The following is a 2,042-nucleotide window of genomic DNA, read 5'->3' as shown; positions in this document are numbered from 1 at the left end:
TGTGGTGACGGTCGCGGCGTCGGATCTGGGTGAGCAGCTCGTTGCTTATGTGGTGCCGGCTCCGGGTGCGCAGGTTGTGTCCGGTGTGTTGCTGGATGCTTTGCGTGAGGTGTTGCCGGTTTATATGGTTCCGGCCGCGGTGGTCGTGTTGGATGCGTTCCCGTTGAACACTTCTGGGAAGTTGGATCGTAAGGCGTTGCCGGCGCCGGTGTTCGAGACGAAGGAGTTCCGGGCGCCGTCGACTCCGATCGAGGAGATCGTGGCGGGTGTGTTCGCCGAGGTGCTGGGTGTGCAGCGGGTGGGTGCGGATGATGATTTCTTCGCCCTGGGTGGTAATTCGCTGATCGCGACCCAGGTGGCGGCGCGGTTGGCCGCTGCGTTGGATACGCAGGTGCCGGTTCGGTTGTTGTTCGAGGCTTCTACTGTGACCGCTTTGGCGGCTGTCGCCGAGACCGCTACCGGGCGTGGGGATCTGCCGGTGTTGGCGCGGCGGGAGCGGCCGGAGCGGGTGCCGTTGTCGTTGGCGCAGCAGCGGATGTGGTTCTTGAACCGGTTCGATCAGCAGTCGGCGGCCTACAACTTGCCGATGGCGATCCGGTTGTCGGGTGCGTTGGATGTGGACGCGCTGCGTGCGGCGGTCGCCGATGTGCTGGAGCGGCACGAAGCATTGCGCACCCGGTATCCGGTAGGCCGGGATGAGCTGCCCTACCAAGAGGTATTACCGGTCGGGCAGGTGATCAGCGGTGGTCTCGAGATCGCGACCGCCGACGACCCTGTCACTCGAATCGCCGAGTTGATGTCCGCCGGTTTCGATGTCACCGAGGCGGCGCCGGTGCGAGTGCTGCTGCTCGCGACCGGTCCCGATGAGCATGTGCTGGCGATGGTGGTGCACCATATCGCGGCCGATGGTTCATCGGTGGGGCCGCTGACGCGGGATCTGATGACCGCCTACGCGGCCCGGACCGTCGGCGAGCTGCCGGGGTGGGCCGCGTTGCCGGTGCAGTACGCCGACTACGCACTGTGGCAGCGTGAACTGCTCGGTGACGACGCCGATCCGGAATCGCTGTCCGCCGCGCAGATCGACTATTGGCAGTCGGCGCTGGCGGGTGTGCCGGATCAGCTGGATCTTCCGGTCGATCGGCCGCGTCCGGCGGTGCAGTCTTTCGCGGGTAGCCGGGTCGAGGTCGCGGTCGATGCCGAGGTTCATGCCGGGTTGGTGCGGGTCGCGCAGGAGCGGAACGCGACGCTGTTCATGGTTGTGCATTCGGCGCTGGCGGTGTTGTTGTCGCGGTTGTCGGGTAGTGATGACGTCACGGTTGGTACGCCGGTCGCGGGTCGTGGTGAGCAGGCGCTCGATGGTTTGATCGGTATGTTCGTGAACACGTTGGTGTTCCGTACCGAGTTGGATCGTGGGGAGTCTTTCGCGGAGCTCTTGTCGCGGCAGCGGGAGGCCGATATTGCGGCGTTCGCGCATGCGGATGTGCCGTTCGAGCGGCTGGTGGAGGTACTCAACCCGGCGCGTTCTACCGCGCGGCATCCGTTGTTCCAGGTGGGTTTCACGTTCCAGAACCTCGCGCAGTCGAGTCTGGAACTGCCGGGTCTGACGGTCTCGGGTGTGGAATTCGATTCCGAGATCTCGCAGTTCGATCTGAACCTCGTGCTCGGTGATTCCTACGACGAATCGGGTGCCCCGCAGGGGGTGGCGGGTTACCTGACCTATGCCACGGCGTTGTTCGATCACGCGACGGTGGAGGGTTTCGCGCAGCGGTTCGCGCGGTTGTTGCGGGAGATCGTCGCGGCGCCGGAGACCGCGGTCGGTGATCTGGAGATCTTGGCGCCGGTCGAGCGTGCGCAGGTGCTGGCGCAGTGGAATGCCACCGAGCACGCGATCCGTGCCGGGCTGCTGCTGGACGGGTTCAATGCTGTGGCTGCCGCTCATCCGGATCGGGTGGCTGTCTCGTTCGAGGGGACGAGTCTGTCCTATGGCGAGTTCGCGGGTCGGGTGAATCAGCTGGCGCGGTACCTGATCGCCGAAGGTGTGG

The 2,042-nt window shown here is 65.3% G+C and carries 1 protein-coding gene; it reads left to right on the top strand.

The genetic code is table 11. From position 1 onward, the window contains the following. Nucleotides 1–2,042: condensation domain-containing protein (locus IEY68_RS35800; RefSeq protein ID WP_229719240.1), on the top strand; the 2,042-nt coding region annotated here is incomplete at both ends.

This window comes from Nocardia jinanensis, from assembly GCF_014645735.1.
GTDB lineage: Bacteria > Actinomycetota > Actinomycetes > Mycobacteriales > Mycobacteriaceae > Nocardia > Nocardia jinanensis.
Note: the sequence above shows the minus strand (reverse complement) of the source record. Positions and strands in the feature narration are given on the sequence as shown.